The 21767-nt window shown below is 68.4% G+C and carries 24 protein-coding genes and 1 pseudogene; 7 read left to right on the top strand and 18 right to left on the bottom strand.

Annotated features, from left to right (window positions below; all coding sequences use genetic code 11):
* Positions 1–5 precede the first annotated feature (5 nt).
* The 5 genes from DQP58_RS14095 to dxr form a co-directional block, all read right to left on the bottom strand.
* A complete protein-coding gene (locus tag DQP58_RS14095) occupies positions 6–1820 on the bottom strand; it encodes a penicillin-binding transpeptidase domain-containing protein (RefSeq protein ID WP_112708960.1) in 1815 nt (604 codons plus the stop codon).
* A gap of 162 nt (positions 1821–1982) precedes the next feature.
* Positions 1983–2837 (bottom strand): GNAT family N-acetyltransferase, encoded by an 855-nt coding sequence (locus tag DQP58_RS14090; protein WP_112708959.1) that lies wholly within the window; start codon positions 2835–2837, stop codon positions 1983–1985.
* A 53-nt stretch (positions 2838–2890) separates the two neighbouring features.
* Positions 2891–4063, bottom strand: coding sequence for a flavodoxin-dependent (E)-4-hydroxy-3-methylbut-2-enyl-diphosphate synthase (gene ispG / locus DQP58_RS14085; RefSeq protein WP_112708958.1), 1173 nt, complete (start codon positions 4061–4063; stop codon positions 2891–2893).
* A 16-nt stretch (positions 4064–4079) separates the two neighbouring features.
* A complete protein-coding gene (locus DQP58_RS14080; RefSeq protein WP_067022813.1) occupies positions 4080–5294 on the bottom strand; it encodes a M50 family metallopeptidase in 1215 nt (404 codons plus the stop codon).
* A gap of 20 nt (positions 5295–5314) precedes the next feature.
* Positions 5315–6526, bottom strand: a complete 1212-nt coding sequence (gene dxr / locus DQP58_RS14075) for a 1-deoxy-D-xylulose-5-phosphate reductoisomerase (RefSeq protein ID WP_165827871.1) — start codon at positions 6524–6526, stop codon at positions 5315–5317.
* 120 nt (positions 6527–6646) lie between these two features.
* Here dxr and DQP58_RS14070 point away from each other — a divergent pair, with 120 nt between their 5' ends.
* The gene (locus DQP58_RS14070) at positions 6647–6901 is read left to right on the top strand and encodes a DUF2631 domain-containing protein (protein WP_066870261.1); all 255 of its coding nucleotides are present in this window, start codon (positions 6647–6649) and stop codon (positions 6899–6901) included.
* Positions 6902–6918: 17 nt separating this feature from the next.
* Here the strand turns inward: DQP58_RS14070 and DQP58_RS14065 are convergent, their stop codons facing one another.
* The 6 genes from DQP58_RS14065 to pyrH form a co-directional block, all read right to left on the bottom strand.
* The gene (locus tag DQP58_RS14065) at positions 6919–7776 is read right to left on the bottom strand and encodes a cytochrome c biogenesis CcdA family protein (RefSeq protein ID WP_112708956.1); all 858 of its coding nucleotides are present in this window, start codon (positions 7774–7776) and stop codon (positions 6919–6921) included.
* Positions 7777–7780: 4 nt separating this feature from the next.
* On the bottom strand, positions 7781–8287 hold the full coding sequence (locus tag DQP58_RS14060; protein ID WP_112708955.1) for a protein disulfide oxidoreductase: 507 nt from the start codon (positions 8285–8287) through the stop codon (positions 7781–7783).
* Between the two features lie 191 nt (positions 8288–8478).
* Positions 8479–9573 carry a 23S rRNA (adenine(2503)-C(2))-methyltransferase RlmN gene (gene rlmN, locus DQP58_RS14055; protein WP_112708954.1) on the bottom strand — a complete coding sequence of 365 codons (1095 nt, stop codon included), beginning with the start codon at positions 9571–9573 and terminating at the stop codon, positions 8479–8481.
* A 34-nt stretch (positions 9574–9607) separates the two neighbouring features.
* The gene (locus tag DQP58_RS14050) at positions 9608–10537 is read right to left on the bottom strand and encodes a phosphatidate cytidylyltransferase (RefSeq protein ID WP_112708953.1); all 930 of its coding nucleotides are present in this window, start codon (positions 10535–10537) and stop codon (positions 9608–9610) included.
* Between the two features lie 32 nt (positions 10538–10569).
* Complete coding sequence (frr, locus tag DQP58_RS14045; RefSeq protein ID WP_066870247.1) at positions 10570–11127, bottom strand: ribosome recycling factor; 558 nt, start codon at positions 11125–11127, stop codon at positions 10570–10572.
* Between the two features lie 63 nt (positions 11128–11190).
* Positions 11191–12024: a UMP kinase gene (gene pyrH / locus DQP58_RS14040; RefSeq protein ID WP_112708952.1), complete on the bottom strand. Its 834-nt coding sequence runs from the start codon at positions 12022–12024 to the stop codon at positions 11191–11193.
* A gap of 344 nt (positions 12025–12368) precedes the next feature.
* Between pyrH and mbp1 the strand changes: the two genes are divergently transcribed.
* Together mbp1 and DQP58_RS14030 are read left to right on the top strand one after the other, a co-directional pair.
* Positions 12369–12608: a microaggregate-binding protein 1 gene (gene mbp1, locus DQP58_RS14035; protein WP_112632978.1), complete on the top strand. Its 240-nt coding sequence runs from the start codon at positions 12369–12371 to the stop codon at positions 12606–12608.
* Between the two features lie 206 nt (positions 12609–12814).
* Entirely contained in the window at positions 12815–13534 is a 720-nt protein-coding gene (locus DQP58_RS14030; protein WP_112708951.1) for a winged helix-turn-helix domain-containing protein, read from the top strand.
* Between the two features lie 49 nt (positions 13535–13583).
* Here DQP58_RS14030 and DQP58_RS14025 read toward each other — a convergent pair whose 3' ends face one another.
* Entirely contained in the window at positions 13584–14522 is a 939-nt protein-coding gene (locus DQP58_RS14025) for a lysophospholipid acyltransferase family protein (protein WP_112708950.1), read from the bottom strand.
* 93 nt (positions 14523–14615) lie between these two features.
* Entirely contained in the window at positions 14616–15179 is a 564-nt protein-coding gene (locus DQP58_RS14020; RefSeq protein WP_112708949.1) for an MPT63 family protein, read from the bottom strand.
* Between the two features lie 301 nt (positions 15180–15480).
* On the opposite strand from DQP58_RS14020, the gene DQP58_RS26805 reads away from it, so the two are divergent.
* Both DQP58_RS26805 and DQP58_RS14015 read left to right on the top strand, forming a co-directional pair.
* The gene (locus DQP58_RS26805; RefSeq protein WP_165827870.1) at positions 15481–15657 is read left to right on the top strand and encodes a hypothetical protein; all 177 of its coding nucleotides are present in this window, start codon (positions 15481–15483) and stop codon (positions 15655–15657) included.
* Between the two features lie 85 nt (positions 15658–15742).
* Positions 15743–16582, top strand: a complete 840-nt coding sequence (locus tag DQP58_RS14015; RefSeq protein ID WP_112708948.1) for an SDR family oxidoreductase — start codon at positions 15743–15745, stop codon at positions 16580–16582.
* Positions 16583–16635: 53 nt separating this feature from the next.
* On the opposite strand, the gene DQP58_RS14010 is transcribed toward DQP58_RS14015, so the two are convergent.
* Positions 16636–17049 carry a ChaB family protein gene (locus tag DQP58_RS14010; protein WP_112708947.1) on the bottom strand — a complete coding sequence of 138 codons (414 nt, stop codon included), beginning with the start codon at positions 17047–17049 and terminating at the stop codon, positions 16636–16638.
* A 123-nt stretch (positions 17050–17172) separates the two neighbouring features.
* On the opposite strand from DQP58_RS14010, the gene DQP58_RS14005 reads away from it, so the two are divergent.
* Positions 17173–17592 (top strand): MarR family winged helix-turn-helix transcriptional regulator, encoded by a 420-nt coding sequence (locus DQP58_RS14005; RefSeq protein WP_067144517.1) that lies wholly within the window; start codon positions 17173–17175, stop codon positions 17590–17592.
* A 16-nt stretch (positions 17593–17608) separates the two neighbouring features.
* Here DQP58_RS14005 and DQP58_RS14000 read toward each other — a convergent pair whose 3' ends face one another.
* The 3 genes from DQP58_RS14000 to rpsB form a co-directional block, all read right to left on the bottom strand.
* Entirely contained in the window at positions 17609–19015 is a 1407-nt protein-coding gene (locus DQP58_RS14000) for an amidase (RefSeq protein WP_112708946.1), read from the bottom strand.
* Between the two features lie 77 nt (positions 19016–19092).
* Complete coding sequence (gene tsf / locus DQP58_RS13995) at positions 19093–19932, bottom strand: translation elongation factor Ts (protein ID WP_112708945.1); 840 nt, start codon at positions 19930–19932, stop codon at positions 19093–19095.
* A 12-nt stretch (positions 19933–19944) separates the two neighbouring features.
* On the bottom strand, positions 19945–20778 hold the full coding sequence (gene rpsB / locus DQP58_RS13990) for a 30S ribosomal protein S2 (protein WP_112708944.1): 834 nt from the start codon (positions 20776–20778) through the stop codon (positions 19945–19947).
* A 302-nt stretch (positions 20779–21080) separates the two neighbouring features.
* Between rpsB and DQP58_RS13980 the strand changes: the two are divergent.
* Positions 21081–21578: pseudogene (locus DQP58_RS13980) on the top strand (M23 family metallopeptidase); the annotation flags it as partial.
* Between the two features lie 11 nt (positions 21579–21589).
* Here the strand turns inward: DQP58_RS13980 and DQP58_RS13975 are convergent.
* The coding region (locus DQP58_RS13975) for a tyrosine-type recombinase/integrase (protein WP_165827869.1) at positions 21590–21767 on the bottom strand (178 nt) is incomplete at its 5' end.

Here is a 21767-nt window from a genome sequence, read left to right as displayed (position 1 = left end):
CGGCGTCAGGCCAGGAAGTTCGGCGGCAGCGCCTCGAACATGAACTTTGTCATCCGAACCGCCCACTCCGAGCTGCCGCCCCCGACGATCAGCGACGCGAAGGCCAGGTCGCCGCGGTAGCCGGCGAACCAGGAATGCGATCCGCCCGGGAACTCGGCCTCACCGGTCTTGCCGTAGATTTCGCCGCAGCCCGCGATCTCCTTGGCGGTCCCGTTGGTCACCACCAGCCGCATCATCGGCCGCAGCGCGTCGATCATCTTCGGGCTGATCGGCGTGGTGTCCCCCTGGACCGCCGTCTGGCGGCCCACGATCAGTTGCGGCACCGGCGTCTTGCCGGCGGCCACCGTCGCCGCCACCAGGGCCATGCCGAACGGGCTGGCCAGCACCTTGCCCTGGCCGAAGCCGTCCTCGGTGCGTTCGGCCAGGTCGACCGTCGGCGGCACCGACCCCGTCACAGTGGTGACACCGTCCACCGTGTAGTCGAGGCCGATCCCGTATTGGGCGGCCGTCTGGGTCAGGCCACGCGGCGGCATCCGGCTGCTCAGCTCCGCGAACGTGGTGTTGCACGAGCTGGCGAACGCACGCGACAGCGACACCACGCCGAGATCGAAGCCGCCGTAGTTGGGCACCGTGCGGTGCCCGATGTCGAGGTGGCCCGGGCAGCCCAGCATCGAGTTGGGCGTGGCCATGCCGCGGTCGACGGCGGCGCCGGCGGTGACCATCTTGAACGTCGACCCCGGCGGGAACAGGCCGTTGGTGGCCGGCAAACCGTCCGCGTCGGCCCCGCCGTTCTGCGCGATCGCGAGGATCTCTCCGGTCGACGGCTTGATGACCACGATCATCGCCTTGCCGCCCTTGTTGTCGACCGCGCGCTGGGCGGCGTTTTGCACCGTGCGGTCCAGAGTGATCGAGACCGACGGCGCCGGAGATCCCTCGACCTCGTGCAGCACCTCGACTTCGACGCCGTTCTGGTTGACGCTGACCACCCGCCAGCCCGCCTCACCGTCGAGCTGGTCGACCACCGCCTTCTTCACCGCTGAGATGACCGCGGGCGCGAAATGCGGGTCGGTGGGCAGCATTTCGGGCTGGGGGGTGACCACGACTCCGGGCAGGTGCCCGACCAGCGGGGACACCTTGTCGTTGTCGTCGGGGTGCAGCGTCACCCCCAGATCAACCGGATGCGGTGTCGAGCTGGCCTGCTCGGCCAGCAGCTGCGGATCGTTGAGGGCGCCGTTGAAGGGGTGCAGCACGTCGACGATGGCGTGCGCCGTGCCGGACAGCGCCGGTCCGGCCTGGGTGGCGTCCAGCGTGTAGTGGTACAGGTAGCCCGGCACCAGCACATCGCTGCCGCCGAGCTCGTTCACCGAAGCGCGATGCGGCCGGTCGGCGCGCAGCGCGAACGTCTGGTGCTCGCCCAACTTGGCGTGCAGCGCGGTGGTGGTCCACCGCACGGCCCAGTGCCCCTCGTCGCGGGCCATCTTCAGCTGGCCGTCATAGGTCCACGTGCGGTTCTTGGGCAGGTGCCAGGTGAAGCGGTAGCCGACCGTGCCACTGTCCTCGGCGTACTTGGCGTTGAGCAGCTGGGCGTCGAGGTGGGTTGCCTGCAGGCCGGACCAGGCGGCGTTGAGGGCTTCACGGGCCTCGTTCGGGCTGTCGCTGAGTTGCGCGGCGGTCGCGGTGTCGCCGACGGCCAGCGCGCGGAAGAATTTCTCCGCGGCCGGGCCCGGGCCGTCGGGCCGCGGCGTGCAGCCGGACAGGGCGACGGCCACGACCAGCAGCACGCCTGAGGCAGATGTGGCAATTGTTGTTCTCGTTACCATCGGTGCTGATGTTAAGAACTGTGGCCTGAACAGGGGCGCCGACACACCGAGACCGAACCGTGATGTCGTCCAAAAGACCGCTCGGCGCCCGGCCAGCAGGGCGTTCGTCAGTCAATGCCCGGCCAGCCGGGCGCTCGCGGCCGAAGGGCTGGCACGGGGCCGCTAGTCGAGCAGCACCGTCGCGAAGGTGCCGATCTGGGTGAACCCCACCCGTGCGTAGGCGGCGCGGGCCACCGTGTTGAAGTCGTTGACGTACAGGCTGGCGGTGCGCCCGGTGCCGACGATCACCGCGGCCACCGTCGCGGTGCCGGCGGTGCCCAGGCCCAGCCCGCGCCACTCCGGGTGCACCCATACCCCCTGGATCTGGCCCACGCCCGGAGACTGCGAGCCCACCTCGGCCTTGAAGACGACCTGGCCGTGCTCGAACCGCGCCCAGGCCCGCCCGGCCGTGATCAGGCTGGCCACTCGGCGCCGGTAGCCGCGACCGCCGTCGCCGACGCGCGGGTCGACGCCCACTTCGCCGATGAACATGTCGACGGCGGCCACCAGGTAGGCGTCCAGCTCTTCGGGCCGGACCTGCCGCACCCCGGGGTCGAGGTCGCAGCTGGGGTGGTTGGACAACGCCAGTAGCGGCTGGCGGTCGCGCACGTCGCGAGCCGGCCCCCAGGCCGCCTCGAGCCGCTCCCACATCGGCATCACCAGGTCAGCCCTGCCGACCAGCGACGAGCAGCGCCGCGTCCCGCGCATGGCCTCGTCCGCGAACGCGCTCAGGTCGGCCGGGGCGCCGCGCAGCGGAATCAGGTTGGCGCCGGCAAAGCACAGCGATTCGTCGGCGCCGCGCAGCGTCCACAGTTCGCCGCCGATCGAGTTGGGATCGATGCCGTGGTCGGCAACCCGGGCCGCGACCATGCAGGAGGCGACGGGATCGTCATTAAGCACCCGCCAGACGGCGGCCGCGTCGCGCACCACCGACACCCGTCGCTCACCGACAAGGCGGAACAGGGGCGGAGCCGACATAGGGCGAACTCTCTGTGGTGCGATTTCTCAGACCAGAACGGCGCTGGCCTTCATCAGCTTACGGTGACAACAGGTGAACCGCTGGATGTTGCTTCGGGTCCGTCGCCGCTCTCGTGGCCCATTTCGGCGGCGATGCGCATCGCCTCTTCGATCAGCGTCTCGACGATCTGGGCTTCGGGCACGGTCTTGATCACCTCGCCACGAACGAAGATCTGGCCCTTGCCGTTTCCGGATGCGACGCCCAGGTCGGCCTCGCGGGCCTCCCCCGGACCGTTGACGACGCAGCCCATCACGGCCACCCGCAGCGGGACGTCCAGCCCGTCCAGGCCGGCGCTGACCTCGTTGGCCAGGGTGTAGACGTCGACCTGGGCGCGGCCGCAGGACGGGCACGACACGATCTCGAGCCCGCGCGGGCGCAGGTTCAGCGACTCGAGGATCTGGATGCCGACCTTGACTTCCTCGACCGGCGGCGCCGACAGCGACACCCGGATGGTGTCGCCGATCCCCCGCGACAGCAGCGCACCGAAGGCGACCGCCGACTTGATGGTGCCCTGGAAGGCCGGGCCGGCCTCGGTGACGCCCAGATGCAGCGGGTAATCGCACTGCTCGGCCAGCTGCTCGTAGGCGGCGACCATCACGACGGGATCGTTGTGCTTGACGCTGATCTTGATGTCGCCGAAGCCGTGCTCCTCGAACAGCGAGGCCTCCCACAGCGCGGACTCGACCAGCGCCTCCGGGGTGGCTTTGCCGTACTTCTGCATGAACCGCTTGTCCAGCGAGCCCGCGTTGACGCCGATGCGGATCGGGATGCCGGCCGCGGCGGCGGCCTTGGCGACTTCGCCCACGCGGCCGTCGAATTCCTTGATGTTGCCGGGGTTCACCCGCACGGCGGCACACCCGGCGTCGATGGCGGCGAAGATGTACTTGGGCTGAAAGTGGATATCGGCGATCACCGGGATCTGGCTGTGCCGGGCGATTTCGGCCAGCGCGTCGGCGTCCTCCTGGCGCGGGCAGGCCACCCGCACGATGTCACAACCGGCGGCGGTCAACTCGGCGATCTGCTGCAGCGTCGTGTTGACGTCATGCGTCTTGGTGGTGCACATCGACTGCACCGAAATCGGATAGTCGCTGCCGACCCCGACGTCGCGGACCATCAGCTGGCGCGTGATGCGCCGGGGCGCAAGCGTGGGCGCCGGGGTCTGCGGCATGCCCAGGCCAATGCTCATGTGCGCTGCCTTCTCTCTACTGGAACAGCCGGATCGGATTCACCAGATCGGCGGTGACGGTCAGCAGCATGTAGCCGACCACGAATACCAGCACGACGTATGTCGCGGGCATGAGCTTGAGGTAGTTCACCGGCGCGGCCGCGACCATGCCTCGCGCCGACCGCACCAGGTTACGGATCTTCTCGAACACCGCGATGGCGATATGGCCGCCGTCGAAGGGCAGCAGCGGCACCAGGTTGATCGCACCCAGGATGAGGTTCAGCTGGGCCAGGAAGAACCAGAACGCCACCCACAAACCGTGGTCGACGGTGTCACCGCCGATGATGCTGGCGCCGACGACGCTCATCGGGGTCTGCGGATCGCGCTGCCCGCCGCCGATGGCGTGCACCAGCGCACCGACCTTCGTCGGGATCGCGACCAGCGCCTTGCCGACCTCGCCGGTGAGGTCACCGGCGAAGGCGACGGTGGCCGGGATCGCGGTGAACACCCCGTAGCGGGTGGGCGCCACCTTGACGGCGCCCACGCCGATGGCGCCGACCGTCGAGGGTTGTTGCTGAGCGCCCTGCCCGTTGCCCAAGTAGCGCTGGGTGGTGGTGACGTCGACGTAGGTGGTGATCTTGGTGCCGTTGCGCTCGGCGACGATCGGGACGTTGCCGTGCACCTTGCGGATCGCGGCGGCCATGTCCTCGAAGGTCGACACCGGGGTGTCACCCACCTTGACGATGACATCGCCCGGCCGGATTCCGGCCAGTGCCGCCGGCCCGGGGCCGGTGCAGTCCGCGATCTTGCCCGGTGCCACTTCCGGTGCCACACAAGCGGTTTCGCCGACGACGGCCTGGGTGGGCGGGTGCAGGTTCGGCAGCCCCCAGATGAGCGCGATGCCGTAGAGCAGCACCAGGCAGATGATGAAGTTCGCGGCGGGACCGGCGAACAGCACCGCGACCCGCTTCCAAACCTTCTGCTTGAACATGGCGCGGTCGGTCTCGTCGGGCGCCAGCTCCTCCACCGAGGTCATGCCGGCGATGTCGCAGAAGCCGCCCAGCGGCACGGCTTTGAGGCCGTATTCGGTTTCGCCGCGCCGGGTCGACCACAGCGTGGGCCCGAAACCGACGAAGTAGCGGCGCACCTTCATGCCGGTCGCGCGCGCGACCCACATGTGCCCGCACTCGTGCAGGGCCACCGAGATCAGGATGGCCAGTGCGAACAGCACAATGCCGATTACGAACATCATCTGGTCTCCCAGGACCTTTCTCACACCATTCCGGAGGCTTTTGCTGACACCTCGGCGGGCCGGGCGTGTGCGAGCGAACGCCGCGCCCGCTCGCGTGCCCAGCGCTGCGCGTCGAGTACCTCATCCACGGTAGCGGGTGACACGACCCATTGGTCGGCGGCGTGCAGCACGTCGGCGATGGTTTTGACGATCATGGGGAACCCGACCCGTCCCGCGAGGAAGGCCTCCGCCGCCTCCTCGTTGGCCGCGTTGTAGACGGCGGTCATGCAGCCGCCGATCCGCCCGGCGTGCCTGGCCAACTCGACGGCGGGGAAAACGTCGTCGTCCAGCGGCTCGAAGTCCCAGCTAGAGGCCGTGCTGAAGTCGCAGCTGGCGGCCGCGGCCGCGACCCGCTGGGGCCAGCCGAGGGCCAGCGAGATCGGCAGCTTCATGTCCGGCGGGCTGGCCTGGGCCAGGGTAGAGCCGTCGATGAAGGTGACCATCGAATGAACAATCGACTGGGGGTGCACCACGACCTCGATGCGGTCATAGGGAATGCCGAACAGCAGGTGGGTCTCGATGAGTTCGAGCCCCTTGTTGACCAGCGAGGCCGAGTTCAGCGTGTTCATCGGGCCCATCGACCACGTCGGGTGGGCGCCCGCCTGCTCCGGGGTGACGTGCTCCAGCTGGGCGGCGGTCCAGCCGCGGAATGGCCCGCCGGAGGCGGTCAGCACGAGCTTGGCGACCTCGTCGGGGGCCCCGCCGCGCAGGCACTGGGCCAGCGCGGAGTGTTCGGAATCGACGGGAACGATCTGCCCCGGCTTGGCGGCCCGGAGCACCAGCGGACCGCCGGCGATCAGGGATTCCTTGTTGGCCAGCGCCAGCCGGGCGCCCGACTCCAACGCGGCCAGCGTAGGCCGCAGGCCCAGCGCGCCCACCAGCGCGTTGAGCACGACGTCGGCCTCGGTCTCCTGCACCAGCCGGGTGGCCGCGTCGGGCCCGCAGAACGGGATGTCACCGACCCGCTGCGCCGCGCGCTCGTCGGCGACCGCGACGTTGGTCACACCGGTCTCGGCGCGCTGCCGCAACAGGGCGTCCAGGTTGGCACCGCCCGCGGCCAGGCCGACCACCTCGAAGCGGTCCGGGTTCGCGGCGATGACGTCCAGCGCCTGGGTGCCGATGGAGCCGGTGCTGCCCAGCACCAGGACGCGCAGCCGGTCGCGTGTTTGCCCGTCGGTCGTCGGGTTGGTCACCCATTCATTGTGCCGCCCGGCACCGAGCGGGGCCATCCGCCGGACCGCGGCCGTCGAGCCCGGCGGGGATATGCCAGAATTTGGGTTCGACAAGCCAATCCGATCCGAAGGGGATTCGCCGTGGCCAGTACCGAGGTGGAGCGCTTCACCGGCGTCGACGACGTCGAGGTGCCGTCGGCAGCGTGGGGTTGGAGCAGGATCAATCACCGGACCTGGCACATCGCCGGCCTGATCGGCTTCGGATTCCTGCTGGCGATGTTGCGCGGCAACCACGTCGGCCACATCGAGAACTGGTTCCTGATCGGGTTTGCCGCGCTGATCCTCGTGGCGCTGATCCGCGACCTGTGGGGCCGCCGCCGCGGCTGGATCAGGTAGCCGGCAGCGCGTTGACCCTAGCGGCGCACCCGGCGATGCCAGGCGCCCCCGATGACCACGGCAGTCAATGCGAACACGGCCACCACCCACGGCCACATCCCGTGCTGATGCACCCAGCCGGCCATCGCGCCCTGTAGCCGCCCGGCCGCGGTGATCACCGCGTCCCGCGGATCGCCGCCGGCGCCGAACAGCCGCACCTCGTAACCGCCGTAATAGGCCACATACAGCCCAACCAGCACCAGCAACCCGCCACCGATCCGGTTGACGAACGGCAGGATCCGGCGCAACCGGTCCACCAGCGCCGTGCTCGCCGTGGCCGCAGCGACCGCCAGCACCCCGACCACCAGGGTCAGCCCCGCGCTGTAGGCGAGGTAGATCGCCACCCCGGTGACGAGCGATCCCCCGCGTAGGCCGGCCGCCGTAACGGCCAGGAACGGCCCGATGGTGCACGACAGCGAGGCGATCGCGTAGCTGATGCCGTAGCCGTACATGGAGCCCAGCCGGGCGGTGGGCGCCAACCGCGGGCCCAGCGGTCGCGGGGTCAGGGCCGACAGCTCCCGGCCCGCCAGCAGCCACGCCCCGAGCCCGATCAGCACCACACCCACGCCCACGGTGGCGTACGGCAGGAACCGCTGCACGGTGCTCGCCGCCGAGACGGTCAGGAGGCCGAACGCGCCGAACACCGTCAGGAAGCCCAGCGCCATCCCCGCGGTGGCCGCCAGCGCACGCCCGGCCGCCGCCGCACCCGAGACCGCCCCCGCACCCTGGCCGCGCACCACCAGCAGCAGGTAGCCGGGCAGCATGGCAAACCCGCACGGGTTCAGCGCGGCCACCGATCCGGCGGCGAAGGCCAGGCCGACCAGACCCTGGTCCACCGAGTCAGGACCTCAGGGCCGAGACCCGGTCGGAAAGCTCCTGCTGGGACATTGCGGAGGTCGGGTTGTTGACGAACGTCGAGCTGCCGTCAGCGCGGTAGAACACGTAGGCGGGCTGCCAGGGGACGTTGTAGCGGGCCCAGATCGAGCCGTCGGCGTCGTTGAGGTTGGTGAATCTCAGCCCGTACTTGGAGACGAAGTTCTGTTCCGCGCCGACATCCGAGTGACCGGCGACGCCGACGAAGGTGACGCCGGGATTGGCGGCGGCCACCTGGCTGACGCCTGGGGCCTCGGCGTTGCAGAACGGGCAAAACGGCGCCCAGAACCACAACACCGCGGGTCTGCCCTGCAAGCTGGCGCCGTTGAACGGCGCACCACCCAGGGTCGTGCCGCTGAATTGCAGCCGGTCATCGGCGGCGGCCGCGCGCGGCGCGCCACCGAGTACCACTATCAGTGCGGCGGCGATGAGGGCCGCGACAAACAACTTGAGCGGAGAGAACAAGCGGATCACGACACACCCCCGGGTTGCTGAAGTTATGCCTTTAAGACGTGCGCGTCGCCCCGCGGGTTCACCCGACGGCGCGCGCTACCTGTTCTCGGCGGCCAGCTGTCCGCACGCTGGTGCCTGATCGCCTGCGCTCCAGCTACCCGCCTTCGGCGGCCAGCTGTCCGCACGCTGGTGCCTGATCGCCTGCGCTCCAGCTACCCGCCTTCGGCGGCCAGCTGTCCGCACGCGGCACTGATCTCGCGGCCGCGCGTGTCGCGCACCGTGCAGGAGACGCCTTTGGCACGGACGCGCCGGACGAACTCCCGCTCGACCGCCTTGGGGCTGGCGTCCCACTCACTACCCGGGGTGGGGTTGAGCGGAATCAGGTTAACGTGCACCAGCGGCCCGAGCGCGCGATGCAGCCGCTGCCCCAAAAGGTCTGCGCGCCAAGGTTGGTCGTTGACGTCGCGGATCAACGCGTACTCCACCGACACCCGCCTGCCAGTGACGTCGGCGTAATACCGCGCGGCGTCGAGGGCCTCGGTGATCTTCCACCGGTTGTTCACCGGCACCAGGGTGTCGCGCAGTTCGTCGTCGGGCGCGTGCAGCGACAGCGCCAACGTCACCCCGAGCCGTTCGTCGGCGAGCTTGCGGATGGCGGGCGCCAGCCCCACCGTCGACACGGTCACCGAACGGGCCGAGATGCCGAAACCGTGGGGCGGCGCGGCGATGATGCGCCGCACCGCGGCGACCACGCGGGCGTAATTGGCCAGCGGCTCCCCCATGCCCATGAACACCACGTTGGACAGCCGGTCCCCGAAGTCGTCGCGTAGGGCCGCGGCGCCGGCACGGACCTGCTCGAGGATCTCGGCCGTCGACAGGTTGCGAGTCAGCCCGCCCTGACCGGTCGCGCAGAACGGACACGCCATGCCGCAACCGGCCTGCGACGAAATGCACACCGTGTTGCGTTGCGGGTAACGCATCAGCACCGATTCGACGGTGACCCCATCGAGGGCGCGCCACAACGTCTTTCGCGTCTGGCCCGCATCGCAGGTCACCTCCGAGGCCGCGGTGAGCAGGATCGGGAACATCGTCTCGGCGAGGGCGTCGCGCAGGCCCGCTGGAAGGTCGGTCATCTGCCGCGGGTCGGCGATCAGCCGGCCGTAGTACTGATGCGCCAGCTGCTTGGCGCGAAACGCCGGCAGGCCCAGCTCGGTGACGGCGGCCGCGCGACCGTCCTCGTCGAGGTCGGCGAGGTGCCGCGGCGGCCTGCCGGGACGGGGCTCGGAGAACACCAATTGTTGAACCATGACCTGTCCAGTATCGCCTCTCGACCGGACCGGCCTAGGGAACGAGTGTCAGCACCGTCCAGGCGGCGACCGCCGAGGGCAGGACGCCGTCGAGCCGATCCATCAATCCGCCGTGGCCGGGCAGCAGCCGTCCCATGTCCTTGATGCCGAGGTCGCGCTTGACCTGGGACTCCACCAGATCCCCCAACGTGCAGGTCAGCACCAGGACGACGCCCAGCAACGCGCCGATCCACCACGGTTTGTGAGCCAGCAAAGTAGCGGTCAGCGTCGCCGCGGTGATCCCGAACACCAACGATCCGGCGAAGCCCTCCCACGACTTCTTGGGGCTGATCGCCGGGACCATCGGGTGCTTGCCGAGCAGCGCCCCCACGGCATATCCGCCGGTGTCGGAGGCCACCACGGTGATCATCAGGCAGAACACCCGTCCGGCGCCGTCGTGCGGGTAGACCAGCAGCACGCCGAAGGAGGCGAAGAGCGGCACCCAGGCGGCCAGGAACACGGTCGCCGAGGCGTCCCTGAGGTAGTTGGCCGATGGCGACCCGTCGAACGGCTCGGGCCGCTTGCTGTTGTCCTGCAGGAACAGCCGCCACACGTTGCAGACCACCACGGTGACGCCGAAGCCGGCCAGGGCGCCCGCGGCGTGGAACGGCCAGGTCAGCCAGACGGTGAGCTGGCCGCCGGCCAGCAGCGGGATGACGGGGATGACGTAGCCGGCTTCACGTAATCGCCGCACCACTTCGTGGGTGGCCACCATGATGGCGAGCGCGACGATGGGAACCCAGAACCGCGGCGCGAACACCAGGGTGACGATCAGCACGCCGCCGATCCCGGCCCCCACCGCGATGGCGGCGCGCAGGTCGCGTCCGGCCCGGGACGTCTTCGTGGCCGGCTGCGCGCTCGTCTTCTTGGCGGCGCGCGCCCGATTGTCGGGCGGGTTGCCTGCGCCGGGTTCTGGGGTTGCCACTGGCCTGGATGAACTTAGCTGCTGAGCGGTCGCTAGACCTCCAGCAGTTCGCCTTCTTTGTGCTTGACCAGCTCTTCGATCTGGGTGATGTACTGGTGGGTGGTCTTGTCCAGATCCTTTTCGGCCCGGCCGACCTCGTCCTCGCCGGCCTCGCCGTCCTTGCGGATGCGGTGCAGCTCCTCCATCGCCTTGCGGCGGATGTTGCGCACCGAGACCTTGGCGTCCTCGCCCTTGCCCTTGGCCTGTTTGACCAGCTCGCGGCGGCGCTCCTCGGTGAGCTGCGGGACCGCCACCCGGATCAGGGTGCCGTCGTTGGTGGGGTTGACGCCCAGGTCGGAGTTGCGGATCGCCGTCTCGATCGCGCCCACCTGGCTGGCCTCGTAGGGCTTGATGACGACCAGGCGCGCCTCGGGCACGTTGATGCTGGCCAGTTGGGTGATGGGCGTGGCCGAGCCGTAGTAGTCGATCACGATCCGCGAGAACATGCCGGGGTTGGCCCGCCCGGTTCGGATGGTCGACAAGTCGTCGCGGGCGACCGCTACGGCCTTCTCCATTTTCTCTTCCGCGTCGAAGAGAGCCTCGTCAATCATGTGCGCCGCTCCTCCTCAGCTGCGTTGCGGATCGTCGCAAGCGCAGATCATCGCGTCCTCGGTTCAGGTGGTGACCAGAGTCCCGATCTTCTCACCAGCGACCGCCCGGGCGATATTGCCATTGGTCAGCAGGTTGAACACCAGGATCGGCATGCCATTGTCCATGCAGAGGCTGAAGGCGGTGGCATCGGCCACTCGTAACCCGCGGTCGATGACCTCGCGGTGGCTGATCGCAGCGATCAATTCGGCATCGGGATGCTCCCGCGGATCCGCGGAGAACACGCCGTCAACGGCCTTGGCCATCAGGACCACCTCGGCGCCGATCTCCAGGGCGCGCTGCGCGGCCGTGGTGTCGGTGGAGAAGTACGGCAGTCCCATGCCGGCCCCGAAGATCACCACGCGCCCCTTTTCCAGGTGACGCACGGCGCGCAGCGGTAGGTAGGGCTCGGCCACCTGGCCCATGGTGATCGCGGTCTGGACGCGGGTGACAATGCCTTCCTTCTCCAGAAAGTCTTGCAGCGCAAGGCTGTTCATGACGGTGCCCAACATGCCCATGTAGTCCGACCGCGTGCGTTCCATGCCGCGCTGCTGAAGTTGCGCGCCCCGAAAGAAGTTGCCACCGCCGATGACGACGGCCACCTGGACACCGCCGCGGACCACCTCGGCGATCTGCCGGGCCACCCGCGCCACCACGTCCGGGTCCAGGCCGACCTGCCCGCCGCCGAACATCTCACCGCCGAGCTTGAGCAGCACTCGTGAATACCTGGCCCGGCTCGGGGACTGGCCGGAAGCCAGGCCGTTGTCCGGTGCGGATTGCGGTATGCCGTTGCTGGCGGTTGTCGGCTCCGGCCTTCCAGCCGCCGAGCCGGCGACTTGGGGGTCCCTGGACTCCGTCATCAGACTCCTCGCATGAGAGTGCCATCCCGGGCGATCTCCATCCGGAACGGCATTTCACATCCTGCCTCATCGCAGCACAATGCGACGTCGGCGGGGTGCATTATGCGCACAGTTGGCGTGCCGGACCAATTTTCGAGTCTGCCCGTACCGGAATGCGTGGGCGCCGATGCCCGCCGCCGCCGGCGCGTTTGAGCGCTGCATGGCATGGGAACCCGCAACAACGCGGCAGAATTACGCGGTCTCAAGCAACGAGGACCAGCCTCGCCGTATGACCGGGTTGATCGTTCGCGATCGCCGTTGAGCGTGGATCGCTCAGAGTACGCCAACGAGGAGGAACACTTTCCATGGCTGAAGAAAACAAGTCGGGACCTGCCGAAGCCGTCAAGGGCGTCGTCGAGGACGTCAAAGGAAAGGCCAAGGAGGCCGCAGGCGCCGTGGCCGGTCGTGACGACCTGACCCGCGAGGGCCAGGCGCAGCAGGACAAGGCCGACGCGCAGCGCGATGCTGCGAAGAAGGAAGCCGAGGCGGAAGCCGCGCGCGGTGGCGCCAAGGCAGCCGAGGAGCGCCAGAAGGACAACCAGTAACAGGCCGCCAACGATGGGCCCGATCCGTGAAAATGGGTCGGGCCCATCGCCTTTCTTTCCGGCAGATTCGGCCGCTGAAAAGCCTGAGGCTGCATGGCTTTGCATAGTTTTCAGCGGGACGGGTATCCAGGCGTAGCGCTGTAAGACATCTCCACAGAGGTGCCTACGGACCGGGGGGGAAGCCGGGACGTGACGAGGTTTTGGAGATGCTGTTGGACGTGGTGGTGCTCACCGATGAGGACGATTTCGAATCGGCCCTGCCGGATTTGGCCACGTTCGCCCAACCGATTCGCCGCATCGCCCTGACGGCCGAGACCGACGGGCATCTCGCCACCGCCGACGTCGCGATCATCGACGCGCGCAGCAACGTGGCGCTGGCCCAGGCGGTCAGTCATCGCCTCACGACCGACAACCCCGCCACCGCGGTGGTCGCCCTGGTGGCGCCGGCGGACTGTGCGGCGGTCGACGTCGATTGCAATTTCGACGACGTGATGCTGCCCGGCACGTGTGCCGAGGAGTTGCAGGCGCGGTTCCGGCTGGCGATCGGGCGGCGGCGCAGCGTGATCGACGGCGCGCTGAAGTTCGGCGACCTCGTCCTGCATCCGGCCAGTTTCACCGCGTCGCTGGATGGCCAGGATCTGTCCCTCACCCTCACCGAGTTCAAACTGCTGAATTTCCTTGTGCAGCATGCGGGTCGGGCGTTCACCCGGACCCGGCTGATGCAGGAAGTGTGGGGTTATGACAGTACCGGCAAGGTACGCACCGTCGACGTGCACATCCGGCGGTTGCGCGCCAAGCTCGGCGCCCGGCACCAATTCCTAATCGACACCGTGCGAGGAGTCGGCTACCGGGCGGCGACGCCGCCGCAACCCGAATGGATCGTCGCCGACGCCGGTCTTCACCTGAACGCCACGCGGGCGGGCTGACCCTAGCGGGGGCCGTAACTGTCTGCGCTGCAGAGCTTTTCGTGCCTTGTCAGCCGAAGAAGGGGAACGCGCGCTTACGCGCCAGCGCATTCATCCCTTCCTGGATGGCGTCTTGCACTTCATGGTATTTGCGTTCGACGTATTGGTCGTCGTCAGCCTTCGCGGGATCGTTGTCGAGTTCGACCGCGGGCATGAATCGGGTGCGGATCTTGGCCGGCAGGGGCAGCTGCGGCAGCGCCGCCGGGGCGATACCCCACGGCAACGAGACGGCCAACGGGAACACCTTGAGCCGCAGGATCTTATCCAGGCGCAGAGCTTTCGACAGCCGGTCGCCGCGGATCAGCACCGGCATTGCGTCGGCGCCGCCGACGGTGGCGATGGGCACGATCGGCACACCGGCCCGGATCGCCATCTTGACGAAGCCGGTCCGCCCCGCCAGGTTGGCCTGGTCGCGCTCGGTCCACGGGCGCAGTGAATCCACTTCCCCGCCGGGCCACAACGCCACGTCACGCCCCTCCGCCAGGGCGGTGGCAATCGCGTCGGGAGCGGCCGGCAACACGCCCATGGACCGGAAGTAGCGCCCGAACAACGGAATCGCCATCAACGCATCGTGCGCGGTCCCGTGCAGGGTGCGCTCCTGTCCGAACCGCCGCCACCATTGCAGACCGACGGTCCACGCGTCCCACACGAACGGCGCCCCGGAGTGAATCCCCACCAACAGCGCCGGTGGCGACTCGGGGATGTTCTCCCAGCCGTCGATCTCCATGCGAAACCAGTAATCCACCAGCACATTCCACAGATACTTCTGGCGTTGCAGGGCGGTCTCGTCCTGACCGGAGAGATCCCATCTCCCCGCGCGTTCAGCCACCCAGCCGCTCACCCCGCCGGTTTGCTTGCTGCGTCGTTCGTCCATGGCCTCGCGGGCTTGCTCGGCGTTCCGCTTCGCCTGGGCACGCACCGGCGCCGGCCTGTGATCCGGGTTACTCATGAGTAGTCGCATACCCGATTCCACCGCGCACGATTCCCCTCAATGCAAATCTCCCCGCGCCACGGCGGTGTGGCGCGGGGAGATTTACTCAGATCAGGCGTGCGCCGCGGGTGCGGGTGCAGGCGCCGGCGGCGCCCCCGGTGCCGGGCTGTTCGGCGCACCCGGCGCCGCGCCACCCTCGACGTTCGACGTCCAGATCAGGATGTCCTGGTTGCCGTCGTTGTAGACGACGCCGTTCGGCGGCGCGCCGGTCACGTCGAAGTACAGCGTGCCGGTCGACTCGGTGCCCGGCGCGATCGGCGCCGGGTTGAGCCCGTTGGGCGCGCCCACCTTGTCGATCACGCGGTAGTTCTGCCCGTTGGGCCCGCGGGCGATGAAGTCGTTGACCATCGGGGTGACCAACCCCCCGTCCGACCTGGCGCTGATGTCGGCCTGGTACAGGGTGCCTTTCGGCGTGTACCCGGGAATGGTGACGTTGCTGGGCTGCAGGTTGCTGACCGTGTAGTTGGTGATCAGCGGCCCGTCCACGAGTTGTTCGCTGGTGCCGAACCCCTGGATGTTAGGAGCGGCGGCCGCGGGAGTCGCTGCGAAGACGCTTGCCACCGCTATCCCCCCGGCAGCGGCAGCTGTCGCAACGGCAGTCTTGGTGACCTTCATTGTCCTTCCTTTCGTGTCGAACAATTGCCCCCCGGAAGGGCATGACGATATAAGCAGCAAATAACCAACCGACTTCCGCTTTAAACACCGACGTTCGCCCAATTAGCCAAATTGCCCGGTTAGAGACGCAAAAGAGTTGCTTTCGCGGGCAGCACCTTCAGCCTCAGTTCATAACAACTGCATCATCATTCACATAGGGCACCACGATTAGTCCGAGTGCTGAGGGGTAACCGGTGCGCTGAGGCCCGCTCGTGGCAAATGTCGGGGCGCCGGCCGAGACAGCCGCAAAGGGGGCAGTCAGGTGCAACGCGGAAACTCCAAGCACAGCTCACGCGAGGACGACGCGCTCAAGGAGGAACTGGAGGGCACGATTCGCGGCAATCGATCCAGTCGCAGCGAGGGGTGGCGCGATCCGGAGCCGCCCGCCGACGACGACCCCGACGTTCCCACGGCGGGCCCCGCGCAGCGCGAATCATAAGCGGTGCACCGTTAAACCGGCGGGTTGCTTGGCCTGCCCGGAACGTGAATCACACAACAAACTTTGAATCGGTAAAGGAAATGGCATGGGTTTCGTGGCGCAGCAACAATCCGTTCCCGGCGTACAGGCGCAGATGGACCCGATTCCCGACTGTGGTGAAAACAGTTACCAGGGCTCGGGAAAACTGCTGGGCAAAAAGGCGATCATCACCGGCGGCGATAGTGGCATCGGGCGCGCCGTCGCGATCGCCTTTGCGCGCGAGGGTGCTGACGTGTTGATCGCCTACCTCAACGAGGACGACGACGCGCGTGACGTCGCCCGTTACGTCACCAATGCCGGTCGCAACTGCGTGTTGGTGCCCGGTGACCTCTCCGACGCCGCCCACTGCCGCGCCGTGGTGGACCGCGCGGTCCAGGAGTTGGGCGGCGTGGACATCCTGGTCAACAACGCCGCCTTTCAGATGATGCACAAGAGTCTCGACGAGATCAGCGACGAGGAGTGGGAGTACACGTTCCGGCTCAACGTCGGTGCGTACTTCTACCTGGCCAAGGCCGCCGTGCCGCACATGCGCCCGGGCTCGTCGATTATCGGCAGCTCGTCGGTGAATTCCGATAGTCCCAATCCCACCCTGGCGCCGTACGCGGCGACGAAGGCGGCGATCGCGAATTTCTCGGCCAGCCTGGCTCAGCTGCTGGGTGACAAGGGGATTCGCGTCAACAGCGTGGCGCCGGGACCGATCTGGACGCCTCTGATCCCGTCGACGATGCCGCCGGACAGCGTGGAATCCTTCGGGGACAACGTCCCCCTCGGGCGCGCGGGCCAGCCGGCCGAACTCGCCGCGATCTACGTGTTGTTGGCCTCCGACGACGCGAGCTACATCTCCGGGGCCCGGGTGGCCGTGACCGGCGGCCGGCCGATTCTCTAGCGAAAAGCGTTACACCGCGGCGCATCCCGCCGTAGCACGGTCCGCGCTCCCGCTCACCGGCCCCGGACCCGGCGGTTGTGCTTCTTGATCGCGTCCACCAACTCCGACTTGTTCATGCTGGACCGGCCGGCGATGTCGAGCCGACGGGCCAGGTCGAGCAGGTGTTTTTTGCTGGCGTTGGCGTCGACACCCTCGGCCGATTGACCGGTCGGCCGCCGGCCACCGCTCTTGGCCCGCTCGTCGGATGGGCCCTTTTTGTCCTTGGGCTCCCAATGATCGCCGACCTTCTCGAAACTGTGCTTGACGGCGGAGTAGGCCACCCGGTGGGCGCGCTCCTCGCTGCCGTACTCGTCGGCGGCCGCATCATGGGTTTTCGCGAACGTGCGCTGGGCCTTGGCGCTGGAACGTTGCAAAGTGCTGGGCAATTCGCTCTTCTTGGCCGCGCCGCCTTTTGTCGTCTTCGGCATTGAACCTCCTCGGGTACCACAAGCGCTTTCGGGTAGCCAACCGGTTACCCCGTTGCGGCGCGGACAATCACGGTCTGGCCGATGTGCGCGTCGGTCCGGCAGAAATATGTCAATATCGTTGACATGATTCAGGCCGACGATGCTCCGCTGGGTTACCTGCTCTACCGGGTGGGCGCGGTGCTGCGACCCGAGGTTGCCGCCGCGTTGGGTCCGCTGGGCCTGACTCTGCCCGAATTCGTTTGCCTGCGCATTCTTTCGATGTTGCCGGGAATGTCGAGCGCCGAGTTGTCTCGCCATACCAACGTCACCCCGCAGGCGATGAACACCGTGCTGCGCAAGCTGGAAGAAGTCGGGGCGGTGGCGCGCCCGTCGTCGGTGTCCTCGGGGCGGGCGCTGCCGGCCAACCTGACCGGGCAGGGCCGCGCCCTGCTCAAGCGCGCCGAAGGAGCGGTCCGCGGTGCCGACGCCCGCATCCTGAGCAAGCTCACCGAAACCCAGCAGCGCGAATTCAAAAGGATGCTTGAGAAACTCGGCTCCGACTAGCGGCGACCCGGACCGATCACCCGGCGGCCTGGATGCGCGCCCATGGCCGCGCCTCTTCCAGCTCATAGGCCAATTCGAGCAGCAGCGCTTCCTGACCCATATCGGCCGACAGCATCATGCCCACCGGCAGGCCGTCGGCGGACTGGGCCAGCGGCAGCGAGATGGCGGGTTCCCCGGTGACGTTGTGCAGCGGGGTGAACGACACCCAGTCGATCAGCCGGCTGATCACCTGCCGGTAATCGGTCGGCGCCAGGAACCCGATGCGCGGCGTCTCGTCGGCGACGGTCGGCGTGAGCACCGCGTCGTAGGTGCGGGCGAACTGCGCGGTGCGCCGGCGCGCCCGGCGCAGCCGCACGATCGCCGCCGGTAGGCGGTGCAGGTTGCGGCTGGTGTGCCGGAGCAGACCCAGCGTCAGGCTGTCGAGCTTGCTGCGGTCGAACGTCTCGCCGAACATGTGTCGCCCGCCGCTCACCTGGGCCAGCGCCAGGAAACCCCAATACAACACGAAGTCGTCGACGAAACTGGCCGCGACCGGGGGCTGGTCGACGCGTTCGACCCGATGGCCCAGCTCCTCGAGCAGGCCCGCGGACTTCAGCGTCAGTTCCCGCACCTGCGGGCTGCACTCGCGCTGTATCGAACGGGTGAGCACCGCGATCCGCAACCGCTGCCGGCCGGGCCTGGTCACGTCGCCGATCGGTGCCAGCCTGGGGTTGCGCCAGATGCGTTCGGCCTCGCGGTAAAAGGCGGCGGTGTCGCGCACCGAACGGGACACCACCCCGTTGACGACGACGCCCACCGGCATCCGGCGCAGCGTCGCGTCCAGGGGCAACCTCCCGCGCGACGGTTTGAGCCCGACCAACCCGTTGCAGGCGGCCGGAATTCGGATCGAGCCGCCGCCGTCGTTGGCGTGCGCCATGGGCACCACGCCGGCGGCGACGAAGGCACCCGATCCCGACGACGACGCTCCGGCGGTGTAGTCGGTGTCCCACGGGTTGCGGACCGGGCCCAGGCGAGGGTGTTCGGCCGATGCGCTGAAGCCGAATTCGGACAGCTGCGTCTTACCCACCGAGGTAAGGCCGGTGGCGAGATAGAGCTGCGTGAACACGCTGTCGGCGACGGCATTGCGGCGCGCCCACGCATCGGTGCCGTGCATCGAAGGCTGCCCGGCGACGTCGATGTTGTCCTTGATGAACGTCGGGACGCCGCCGAAGTAGCCCGTCACCAGGGCGGCCGCGCCGGCCCGCGCTTGGTCAAAAGCCGCGTACGCCAAGCCATTCAGCAGCGGGTCAACGGCCTCGGTGCGGGCGATCGCGGCCTCGATGACCTCGGCCCGGCCCACCCGGCCGGACCGAAGGGCGTCGGCCAGGCCGACCGCATCCAGATCGCCAAGGGCATCGTCGCCGAACGCGTGCACGTGTCGCATAGCACTGACGCTAACCCGCGCACCCTGCCGACCGGGAGGTTTCCCGGGTTGTCCGCGGCCGGGCGGTCAGGCCACGATCAGGCCTGACCCACCTCGAAGCGAACGAACCGCGTGACGGTGACACCGGCGTCCTCGAGCAGCGCCTTGACGGTCTTCTTGCTGTCGGACACCGACGGCTGCTCGAGCAGCACCGCGTCCTTGAAGAAGCCGTTCAGCCGGCCCTCGACGATCTTGGGCAGGGCCTGCTCCGGCTTGCCCTCCGCCTTGGCGGTTTCCTCGGCGATGCGGCGCTCGCTGGCCACCACGTCCTCGGGCACGTCCTCGCGCGAGAGGTAGCGGGCCTTGAGCGCGGCGATCTGCAGCGCGACGGCGTGCGCGGCATCTTTTTCTGCGGGGGTCGCGTTCCCTGAGTATTCGACCAGCACGCCGACCGCGGGTGGCAGGTCGGCGGCCCGTCGGTGCAGGTAGGTCTCGACGGTACCGTCGAAGTTCGCGACGCGGCGCAGCTCCAGCTTTTCGCCGATCTTGGCCGACAGCTCCGCGATGGCCTGCTCGACGGTTTTAGTACCCGAGGTTTGGTCGATAGAAGAAGCCTTGAGCTCGTCGATGTCCTTGGCCTTCGACGACACGGCCGCCGCCACGATCTGGTCGGCCAGCGCCTGGAACTCCGCGTTCTTGGCGACGAAGTCGGTCTCGCTGTTCAGCTCGATCAGCGCGCCGCCCTGGGCCGCGACCAGACCTTCAGCCGTCGCGCGCTCGGCACGCTTGCCGACGTCCTTGGCGCCCTTGATCCGCAGCGCCTCGACGGCCTTGTCGAAGTCGCCGTCGCTTTCGGCCAGCGCGTTCTTGCAGTCGAGCATGCCGGCACCGGTGAGTTCCCGAAGCCGCTTGACGTCGGCAGCGGTGAAGTTCGCCAATGTTCAGCCTTCCTAGGAGGATTCAGTGGTTGGTTCGGAGGTGCCCGCAGCGGCGTCGGTGGGGGCGGTGGTGGTAGCGGACGCCAGCAGTTCCTGCTCCCATTCGGCGAGCGGCTCGGCGGCTTCCGCCTCGGGCTTGCCGTCGCCACGGCCGACCCCGGCGCGGGCCTGCAGGCCCTCGGCCACGGCGGAGGCGATCACCTTGGTCAGCAACGCGGCCGAACGGATCGCGTCGTCGTTGCCCGGAATCGGGTAGTCGACCTCGTCGGGGTCGCAGTTGGTGTCCAGGATCGCGATGATCGGGATGTTCAGCTTGCGAGCCTCCGCAACCGCGAGGTGCTCCTTGTTGGTGTCGACGACCCAGATGGCCGACGGCACCTTGGCCATGTCTCGGATACCGCCGAGGCTGCGCTCGAGCTTGTTCTTCTCGCGGGTCAGCATCAAGATTTCCTTCTTGGTGCGGCCCTCGAAGCCACCGGTCTGCTCCATCGCCTCGAGCTCCTTGAGGCGCTGCAGCCGCTTGTGCACGGTGGAGAAGTTGGTCAGCATGCCGCCCAGCCAGCGCTGGTTGACGTAGGGCATGCCGACGCGGGTCGCCTCGGCGGCGACGGACTCCTGCGCCTGTTTCTTGGTGCCGACGAACAGGATGCTGCCACCATGCGCGACGGTCTCTTTGACGAACTCGTACGCCTGGTCGATGAAGGTCAGCGTCTGCTGCAGGTCGATGATGTAGATGCCGTTGCGGTCGGTGAAGATGAACCGCTTCATCTTGGGATTCCAGCGACGGGTCTGGTGCCCGAAGTGGGTGCCGCTGTCGAGCAGCTGCTTCATGGTTACGACGGCCATGGTTGTGCCTTACTTGTGTCGGTTGTCGCCTGGCATCGGGTGAGGCCGGGCCCTGGCGGCTGCTGCGATGCCGGACCCGGCCGGGAAAACCCGGTCGGGACCGCCCGGCATGCGATTGCGAACTCCTCGTGGAACCAGAGACGCGATGCAGACGCGCGAAGTCAGCCCGCGAACGAGCTGCGACCAGCAGTTTACACCGACTCAGCAGGTGCTTTTGCCACGCTTCCCCAACCGGGCCGCTCCTGCACAGACCCGGCCGGACTCGGCTGGACCGGCCGTTCGGGGCCCGCTGAACTGCCTGGATGCGGTGGAGTGCGCTGCTGTTGTGTGCGGGCCTGGTCAGCGCGGTGCCGGCGGTTGCCGCCGCGGAGCGCCTGCAGTGGCCGCTGCGCCCGCCGCCGGCGGTAGTCCGGGGATTCGACGCCCCGGCCCAGGACTGGCATCCCGGACACCGGGGCGTGGACCTGGCCGGGGCGGCGGGTCAGCCGGTGTACGCCGCGGGCACCGCGACGGTGGTGTTCGCCGGGTCGCTGGCTGGACGGCCCGTGGTGTCGCTGGCCCACCCCGGCGGGTTGCACACCAGCTACGAGCCGGTCCGGGCGAGTGTGCGGGTCGGTCAGCCGGTGACCGCCGCGACGGTGATCGGCGAGCTGGTCGCCGGGCACCCGGGGTGCCCGGCCTCTCAGGCTGCAGGGGCGTGCCTGCACTGGGGCGCGATGTGGGGCCCGGCCTCGGGCGCGCGCTACGTCAATCCGCTGGGCCTGCTGGAATCCACTCCGATCCGGCTCAAACCGCTGAACCCGTGAGTGGCTCAGGCCCGGGGATGGGCCTGGTCGTGCACCGCGCGCAGCCGGGACACCGCGACGTGGGTGTAGAGCTGGGTAGTCGCCAGGCTGGAGTGTCCGAGCAGCTCCTGGACCACGCGCAGGTCGGCCCCGCCCTCGAGTAGGTGCGTGGCCGCGCTGTGCCGCAGGCCGTGCGGCCCGAGG

The organism is Mycobacterium colombiense (assembly GCF_003284975.1).
In the GTDB taxonomy this organism is placed as follows: Bacteria; Actinomycetota; Actinomycetes; order Mycobacteriales; family Mycobacteriaceae; genus Mycobacterium; species Mycobacterium europaeum_A.
The sequence above is the reverse complement of the archived record's forward strand: the minus strand, read 5'-3'. Positions and strand labels throughout refer to the sequence as shown.